Raw genomic sequence first — 8,314 nt, forward strand, 5'->3', positions numbered from 1 at the left:
GAGGAGCTGGGCCAGCTTCGGGAGGAGGCCCGGCAGCTCACCCGTACCCTGCGGGAGACCCAGGCCCGGGAGCGCAAGGCCACCGAGATGCTGGCGACCGAGCGGGGCCGGGCGGCCCGCGCGGCGGCCGACGCGGACGCCGAGCTGCGCCGCGCCCGGGCCCGGCTGGCCGAGGCGGAGGCCGCGGCCGGGGTGGCCCGGGTCAGCGCCAAGGAGGCCCGCTCGGTCGACGAGGCGAAGCTCTGGCTGCTGCTGGAGACGATCGGCCAGGCCGCCGTCGGGCTCCGCCGCGAGCTGGCCCTGGACCCGGTGGAGAAGCTGCCCGCCGACTTCGTGGCCGACGCGTTCGCCGACCAGTCGGCGGCCACCCCGGCCGGGGCCGCGGCCCGGGCGCGGGACACCGACGACCCGGCCCGGCTCGACCAGCTGCTCGCCCTGCCCAAGGCGCACCTGGTGGTGGACGGCTACAACGTCACCAAGCGGGGCTTCGGCGAGATGTCGCTGGAGCAGCAGCGCAAGCGGCTGATCAGCGGGCTGGGCGGGATCGCCGCGCAGACCGGCGACGAGGTCACCGTGGTCTTCGACGGCGCCGAGCGGATCCACGGGCTGCCGCCCACGCCGCGCGGGGTGCGGGTGCTCTTCTCCCGCAAGGGGGAGACGGCGGACGAGCTGATCCGCCGGCTGGTCCGTGCCGAGCCGGCCGGGCGGCCGGTGGTGGTGGTCTCCTCCGACCGCGAGGTCGCCGACGGGGTACGCCGGCACGGCGCCTACCCGCTCGGGGCGGACTCGCTGCTGCGGCGGCTCGCCCGGTCCTGAGGCTCGGTGATCGGATTCGGGGTAGGTGCTGCCTCGTTGTCCGGTTCTGTCATACCCCCGGCCTAGCCTGATGGTGACCGACGGTGGTGGTCCCTCTCCTGTGCGCCACCGGCCACGCGTCAGGAGGCGTTGATGCTCATCGACTGCGACACCTGCGGGATCCGTGGCGCCGGGTGCTCCGGCTGCCTGGTGACCGCGCTGCTCGACACCGGCGCGGCGGCGGCCGACCTGGGCCCCGCCGAGCACCGGGCGATCGAGGTGTTCGCCCGGGCCGGGTTCGAGGTGCAGGTGCTGCCCGCCCCGCCCGCTCCCCGGAAGCCGGTCCGCCGCCGGGTCGCCTGATCCCCCGCGGCACCGCGGCACCCGGCCCGCGCCGGGCCTTAGGATGGGCCCTCACGGCGGGAGGGGAGCGGCATGACGCGGGTACGGCGGGTGGGGCGGTGACCCCGCGCGGCTGGGCGGTGCTGACCCTGGCCGGGCTGGCCGGCCGGCTCACCGGGCTGGCCGAGCCGGCCGTCCGCGAGGCGGCCGAGGCCGACCGCTCCCTGCGTGACCTGGCCAACCGGGTGGCCGGCGTGGAACGTGCCCTGAAGCTCGCCCCGGCCGAGGCGCGCGGGTCGCTCGCCGAGGCGCACGCCACCCTGGTCGGCCAGCTGGAGAGCGGGGTGGCCGCGTACGAGGGGCTCGTGGTGGCCGCCGCCGGCTACGTGGCCGAGGACGCCCACCCGAGCACCCAGGACCCCTCGGCCGCCCGCCTCACCGAGGCCACCGACCTGCTGCACGGCGTCGCCTCCGCCCTCGCCGAACTCCGTACCGCGCACACCCCCCTCCGTACCCACTGACGTCAGTCCGGGGTGGTGACCTGGGTGGGGGTGGTCCAGGGCGAGGTGCCGACGACGTTGGTCGAGCGGATCCGGTAGTGGTAGGTGACGCCCCGGGCGAGGCCGGTGTTGGTGAAGCCCCGGCCGGTGACGCTGAAGGTGGCCACGTCGTGGGTGAAGCCGGCGTCGCTGGCGCGCTGCACCACGAAGCCGGCGCCCGCCCCGGTCGGCGTGCTGGCCGACCAGCTCAGGATCACCGTGGCGGTGTCCGGAGCGGGCGCGGTGGCGGTGGCGAGCACCCCGGTCGGCAGGCCGGGGCGGGGCGGGGCGGTCACGGTGGCCACCGTCGACCAGGGTGACGCCGCGCCCAGATAGGTGGTGCGTACCCGGTAGTAGTAGGTGGTGTCCGGGGCGACCGCCGGGTCGAGGTGGGCCTCGCCGACGGCGATGGCGGTGGTGCCCGGCCCGCTGGTGAACGTCGGGTTGGTGGCCCGCTGCACGTCCACGCCGGTGGCGAAGGAGCGGTTGGCCCAGCGCAGCGCGACCCGCAGCGGCGCGGCCGGCGGCACCACGGCGGCCAGCTTCGCCGGCGCGGTGAGCTGCACCGAGGCGGGGACGCTGTTCGACCAGGCCGAGCAGCTCACCGCGTTCTCGGCCCGGATCCGGTAGTGGTAGGTGACCCCCGGGGTGACGGTCGCGTCGGTGTACCGGGTGGCGGCGGCGGCCACCGTGATCTCGGTGAGCCCGGCGGTGAAGGCCGCGTCGGTGGCGCGTTGCAGCCGGTGGCTGGTGGCCGGCGGGCGGCTGCCGTTGCCGGTCCAGGCCAGCGCGATGGCGGGCAGCGCGGTGGCCGAGCCGGGCGCCGGGGTGGCCGTCAGCCCGGTCGGCGCCCTGGGCGCCACCCGCAGCACCAGCGGCCGGCTCATGCCCTGGTCGCGCAGCCCCGCCGAGCGGGTCTGCCAGCGGTACTCCCAGCCCAGGTTGACCAGTTGGTTGACCACCACGGCGGGCCGTCCGTCGACGGGGCTGACCGGGCCGGCGTCCAGCCGGGCGCCGGCCGGCCGGGTCGGGTCGAGCAGCCGTACGCTGTCGCCGATCTTGAAGGGCAGGGTCGGCGGGACCGGGCGCAGGGCCACGATCACGTCCTCCCGCGGGTTGACCCGGACGGTGTCCTTCCAGCCCAGCTCGCCCGCGTCCGGCGGGCGGACCGTGCCGTCCCAGCCGACCCGGTTGACCAGTTGCACGTCGCAGCCCTCGATGTGCACGGGGTGCGTGCGGGGTGCGTCGCCGACGATCCGCCACAGCTGGGTGCCGTCGGCCGGCGCGCCCACCGGCACGGTCGGCTCGGTGGCGTACAGCACCTCGGTGGCCGGGTCGACCGGGCCGAGCGGCAGGGTCGCCGGGGTCCGCGGCCCGGCGTTCGGGTGGCCGACCCCGAGCCGCCCCACCGCGCGGCCGTGCCGGGGCTCGAAGACCTGCCCGACCGACTTCACGGCCAGCGGCAGGGTGACCGGGGCGACCGCGCCGGCCGGGGTGAAGGTGACCGAGGTGGCGCGCGCCGGCACCAGCGTCTCGCCGGGGGTGCGGGTGCCGAAGGCCGCGTCGTAGGCCGGTTGCGGCACGATCGGCGGTCGCTGGCTCTCCGCGTACGCGCCGGGCAGCCGGGCGGCGAGCCGGTCCCGGTCGTACGGCGCGGCCGGGGTGCCGGTGACCCGGATCTGGAGCAGGGTCCGGGTGTTCGGCCCGTAGCCGGGGCGGGCGGCGGGGAGGCCGCCGGTGGCGGTGCGGTCCGGGGCGCCGGTGTGCTGGTCGTAGCGGGGGTCGAACCGGGGCAGCGGCGCCGGGCAGTCGTTGTAGAGGATCAGCGTGCTGCCCGGCGGGACGGTGGCGAAGTCCACCACCACGTCGGCCCGCTCGCCGGGGGCGAGCAGCAGGGTGTGCCCGTCCACGTTGAGCACGGTCGGGTCCTGGCGGTCGTACCGGTAGCCGATGGGGCGGTTCGGCCACACCACGGGGGCGGGCAGCAGGCCGCCCTCGTTGCCGATCTGGACCAGCTCGGGTCCGGCGGCGGCCGGGTCGGGCACCCCGCCCTCGCGCCCGTCGACCGGCCAGTGCGCCGGCCGGCCAGCAGCCCGGGCCGCGTCGACCATCGGCACCTCGCCGGCGCGCGGGTCGCCCGCCGCGCCGCTCTCGGTCCACATCGGCCGGTCCGAGCCGGCGCGGTAGAGCTGGAGGTTGAGCGTCCGGTCGGCGCAGGCGTTGAGGATCCGGAACCGGTACGCGCGCGGCGCGACCTCCAGGTACGGGTAGGCGACCCCGTTCACCAGCGGGGTGTCCCCGTACGCCTCGGGCACGGCCGACGGGTGCGGCACGCCCGGCGCCAGCGGTGGCTCGTCCGGCTCGGTGACCGGGTCGTGGTGCGGGTTCGGCACCGGGGCGACCCAGGGGCTGGCCCCGCCGTCCGGGTCGTGGGTCCACGGGCCGTAGTCCCAGCGGCCGGTCGGGTTCCCGCCGGTGCTCCGGTACGGGTTCTGCCGGGGCTGGTAGACGTGCGGGTGCCAGAGGCTGCCCTTGGCGCCCCAGCGGTCCCGGTCCCAGGTGGGATCCTGGGCGGCGAGCTGGGCGTCGTCCGGCACGAAGGTCTTGTCCTCGATCACCAGGGGAAGCTGGTCGGCCGGCAGCACCCCGTCGTCGACCAGCCGCTCCTCCGCCGGGTCGGTGAGCAGGTAGAGCGCCAGCTGCCCGGAGTAGACGGTGAGCCGGGACAGGCCCAGGGTGTTGTCGTGCAGCCACATGAGCCGGCCGCTCTGCTCGTTCGGGAAGTAGAGCGTGGTGGCGCCCGCGCCGGGCGGCGGCATGTCCGGCACCGGGGTCACCCCCACCCCCGTCGGGTACGGGGTGATCTCGCCGGCCGGGGTGACCCACTGCCACGGGTTGCCGGCGCTGATCCACGCCGTCTGCGCCCCCGCCAGGTGCGGCACGGCCCGGTTTCCCGGGTACGGCGCGGGCCCGTCCAGCGGGCCGGTCCCGGCCCCGTCGACCGTCTCGTCGACCGGCAGGAAGAGTTCGCCGGCCCGGCCGGTGGGCAGCTGGTTGATGAACTTGATCCGGACCGGCCGGCCGCGCCGGGCGACGATCATCGGACCCAGGTGCCAGGGCCGGTCGGGCGGGCTCACCGTGTTGTGGCCGGACGCGTCGGTGCCCAGGTTGAGCTGGCGGTAACCGCGTAGCCGGGTGGCCGGCAGGTCGCGGTGCAGGCGTTGCGCGTACTCCTGGAGGCCGATCTCGTAGTAGTCGCAGCCCGGCCAGCTGATCGTGTCGGGGACCGCGACCGGCAGGCGGGCGCCCAGCCCGGCGGTGGCCAGCGGGCCGGGCACCGGCAGCGGGTCGACGAACTTCCGGATGCCGGTACCGGGCACCGGCCGGCCGTCCCGGTCGAGCGCGGGCAGCGGGCTGGCGGCGAAGTTCGGCACCGGGCCGAAGCAGCGCGGCACGGCGGCCGGGTCGAGGCTGGCCGGGGTGGGCCCGGTCTCCTCCTCGGCGGCGCGGGCGGCGGGCACCGTCGGCGCGTGGCCCTCGGCGGTCCGGGCGGCCCGGTCCGTCCATCCCGGCCGGAGTCTGCGGAACAGCACCATGGCTCTCCCCGGGGTCCGGGCGCGCCTGCCGTCACCCCGACGTGGCGGGCGTACGCGCTGCTGACGATCGGTGAGCACTCCACCGCAGCATGCGACGCCGAAGGTGCGGAGGGAACTACCCAATCGTCCCTATCTCAGGCGATCTTGGGTGGTTCGTGGAAGTTCCACGTGCCGGCCCGCCCCGCTGCCGGCCGGAGCGGACCTCCACCCGCCGGTTCCGGCCCGCCCCCGGCAGGGGCGTCAGGGGCGGTCCGGCTGGCAGGCCGGGCACCAGTAGGTCACCCGCTCGCCCAGCTCCTCCTTGCGGATCGCCGTGCCGCAGCGCCGGCAGGGCTGCGCCCGGCGGCCGTAGACGTAGCTGGTCTGCCCGCGGTGCAGCGAGCCGGTGGTGCTCTGCGTCCAGCGGCCCCGGTTGGCGGCGAGCAGCCGCTGGGCGAGGCCGACCGTGCCGGCCAGGTCGGGCACCGCGCCGACCGGCGTCCACGGGGAGACCCCGCGCAGGAACAGCACCTCGCACTTGTAGAGGTTGCCCACCCCGGCCAGGTTGCGCTGGTCCAGCAGCGCCTCCCCGATGGTCTCGTCCGGGTGGGCGGCCAGCCGGCGGACCGCCTCGTCCGGATCCCAGTCGGGGCCGAGCAGGTCCGGGCCGAGATGGCCGACCAGCGACTCCTCCTGGGCGGTCGGGATCAGGGCCAGCTCGTGCAGGTGGTAGCCGACCGCCACCGCGCCGGGGGAGCGGAGCACCACCCGGATCAGGTGCGCGGGCCGGGCCGCCCACCGCTCGCCCGGGGCGTACGCCCGCCAGGCGCCGTCCATCCGCAGGTGCGAGTGCAGGGTCCAGTCCCGCCCGCCGCCGTCGGCCGGTGCGGCGGCGTCGGTCGGGGCGGTCAGCCGGAGCAGCAGGTGCTTGCCCCGGCTGGCCGACTCCCGCACGGTCCAGCCGGTCAGGTCGGTCGCGGCGAGCTGCGGCACGCGGAAGTCGGAGCCGGTGAGCCGGGCGCCGGCCAGGGCGCGCTGGAGGACGCGGGCGGTGTTCCAGACGGTGTCGCCTTCGGGCACCCCTCCATCCTCCCTCGCCCGGCGGTCCCGCGCCGCCGGGCGCTCAGTCGCCCGTCACCGTCACCACCGCGCCCGGGCGAACGCCGAGCAGGTCGACCGCGCGGCCGGTGTTGACCGCCAGCGCCACCAGCCCGGCCGAGTCCACGTACGCGACCAGCCCGCCGGCCGGCGCGTCACCGAAGGTCCGCCCGTGCACCGCCGCCCGGCCGGCCACCCGTACCCGCTCCGGCAGCCCGGACAGCAGCTCACCAGGGGCGGCGAGCTGGACGTTGCCGAAGTGGTCGACGGTCAGCACCTCGGCGGTGAAGCCCGTGTCGTCGGCGCGGACCAGCGGCGCGGGCAGCCGGACCAGCGCGGCCGGGTCCACGGCCGGGCCGGCCTCGGCCAGCGGCGCGCCGAGCGCCAACCGCGCGGCGACCGGGGCGAACACGTCCCGCCCGTGGAAGGTTCGAGAGACCGCCGGGGCGAGCCAGGCCGGGTTGGTCAGCTCGACCACCCCGGTGACCCCGCCGAGGGCCTCGGCGGCGTCCAGCAGCAGCCCGTTGTCCGGGCCGACCAGCAGCCCGCCCGGAGTGGCCAGCGCGATGCCCCGCCGTGGGGTGCCGACGCCCGGGTCGACCACCGCCACGTGCACGCCCACCGGCAGGTACGGCACGGCCTGCGCGAGCACCGCCGCGCCACGTCGTACGTCGGCGGGCGGCACCAGGTGCGTCACGTCGATCACCCGGGCGGCCGGGGCGAGCCGGGCGAGCACCCCGTGGCAGGCCGCCACGAAGCCGTCGGCCAGGCCGTAGTCGGTGGTCAACGAGATCCAGGGACCGCCCGCCGGCGCCCCGCCGGGGCCGGTCACGGCCGGGCCGCCGGCGCGGCCAGCCGCCGCTCCAGCCGCAGCTCGTCGTGCAGCGGGATGTCGTCCTCGCCCAGGTACGGGATGCTCGGCTTGACCGCCCGCGCCCCGTCCACCGCCACCAGGGTGGGCAGTTCCCGCAGGTCGTAGCGGGTGTCGTGGACCACCACGTACGGGCCGCCCCACTCGCGCCCGTGCAGCGCCGCGACGTCGGCGTGGTCGCCGGCTCCGGCGGGTCGTACCTGGATCGAGGCCATCCGTCCCCCTCGTCGTCTGCGCAGCACACCCTAACGACCACGGCACTCCCGCTCCGCACACTTCCCCCGCCCGTGGCACACGTGGCAAGCGACCTGTGGGCGTGGGGCAGCAGCGTGAGGCGCGCGTTGCGAGGTGCGAGGCGGGGTGGGTCAGCCGCGGAGGCGTAGGCCGCGGGGGGTGGCGCGGAAGCCGGCGGCGGTCAGCGCGTCCCGCAGCGGCGAGGAGTGCACCGCCTCGCCGTCGGCGCGTTCCACCGAGATCGCGCCCAGCGCGCCGGAATGCACCGCGTCGGCGAGCGCCTTGCCGGCCGCGGCCAGCGTGTCGGTGTCGTCGGTGAACGAGAGGATGGTCCGCCCGCCCCGCTCGACGTAGAGCACCAGGTCGCCGCCGACCAGCACGACCAGCGCACCGGCCTTGCGCCCGGCCCGGTGGCCGGTGGCCGGTGCCGCCCCGTCGCCGGAGTCGACCACCCGGTCGGGCCAGGGCAGCGCCGCGCCGTAGGGGTTGGCGGGGTCGGTGGCGGCGAGCACGACGGTCGGCCCGCCCCGGCCCCGGCTGCCGTCGGCGGGGTCGGCGAGGGCGCGGATCCGGTCCACCGCACCGGGCACGGCGAACTGGGCGGCGCCCAGCCCTTCGACGAAGTAGCCGCGCCGGGCCGCGCCGCGTTCCTCCAGCGCGGAGAGCACCGGGTAGACCGCCGCGAAGCCCCCGGTCACCTGCTCGGCCATCACCGCGCCGCGGGTGACCACACCGTGCCGTTCGAGCAGCAGGTCGGCGAGGGCGGCGGCCCGCCGGGTGGGGTCGAGGTCGCGGTCGGGCAGCCGGGACCAGCGGCCGGCCACGGTGGGCGGGCCGCCGCGGCTGGGCAGCGCCACCCG

The 8,314-nt window shown here is 77.2% G+C and carries 6 protein-coding genes and 2 pseudogenes; 3 read left to right on the forward strand and 5 right to left on the reverse strand.

Annotation, left to right across the window (positions count from 1 at the left end; all coding sequences use genetic code 11):
• The 3 genes and pseudogenes from B0E53_RS30190 to B0E53_RS30200 form a co-directional block, all read left to right on the forward strand.
• The coding region (locus B0E53_RS30190) for an NYN domain-containing protein (RefSeq protein ID WP_210406272.1) at nucleotides 1-816 on the forward strand (816 nt) is incomplete at its 5' end.
• Nucleotides 817-948: 132 nt separating this feature from the next.
• Nucleotides 949-1,158 carry a hypothetical protein gene (locus tag B0E53_RS30195; protein ID WP_107079107.1) on the forward strand — a complete coding sequence of 70 codons (210 nt, stop codon included), beginning with the start codon at nucleotides 949-951 and terminating at the stop codon, nucleotides 1,156-1,158.
• A 125-nt stretch (nucleotides 1,159-1,283) separates the two neighbouring features.
• Nucleotides 1,284-1,658 (forward strand): annotated as a pseudogene (locus tag B0E53_RS30200) (hypothetical protein); the annotation flags it as partial.
• 2 nt (nucleotides 1,659-1,660) lie between these two features.
• Here B0E53_RS30200 and B0E53_RS30205 read toward each other — a convergent pair.
• The 5 genes and pseudogenes from B0E53_RS30205 to B0E53_RS30225 all read right to left on the reverse strand — a co-directional run.
• Entirely contained in the window at nucleotides 1,661-5,272 is a 3,612-nt protein-coding gene (locus B0E53_RS30205; RefSeq protein WP_107079108.1) for a multicopper oxidase domain-containing protein, read from the reverse strand.
• Between the two features lie 240 nt (nucleotides 5,273-5,512).
• A complete protein-coding gene (locus B0E53_RS30210) occupies nucleotides 5,513-6,331 on the reverse strand; it encodes a DNA-formamidopyrimidine glycosylase family protein (protein WP_107079109.1) in 819 nt (272 codons plus the stop codon).
• A gap of 43 nt (nucleotides 6,332-6,374) precedes the next feature.
• Nucleotides 6,375-7,181: an SAM-dependent chlorinase/fluorinase gene (locus B0E53_RS30215; protein WP_107079110.1), complete on the reverse strand. Its 807-nt coding sequence runs from the start codon at nucleotides 7,179-7,181 to the stop codon at nucleotides 6,375-6,377.
• Nucleotides 7,178-7,435 (reverse strand): hypothetical protein, encoded by a 258-nt coding sequence (locus tag B0E53_RS38040; protein WP_168215450.1) that lies wholly within the window; start codon nucleotides 7,433-7,435, stop codon nucleotides 7,178-7,180. Before B0E53_RS38040 ends, B0E53_RS30215 begins: the two co-directional genes overlap by 4 nt.
• Before the next feature lie 150 nt (nucleotides 7,436-7,585).
• Nucleotides 7,586-8,314: pseudogene (locus tag B0E53_RS30225) on the reverse strand (DEAD/DEAH box helicase); the annotation flags it as partial.

This window comes from Micromonospora sp. MH33, assembly GCF_003013775.1.
GTDB lineage: Bacteria > Actinomycetota > Actinomycetes > Mycobacteriales > Micromonosporaceae > Micromonospora > Micromonospora fulviviridis.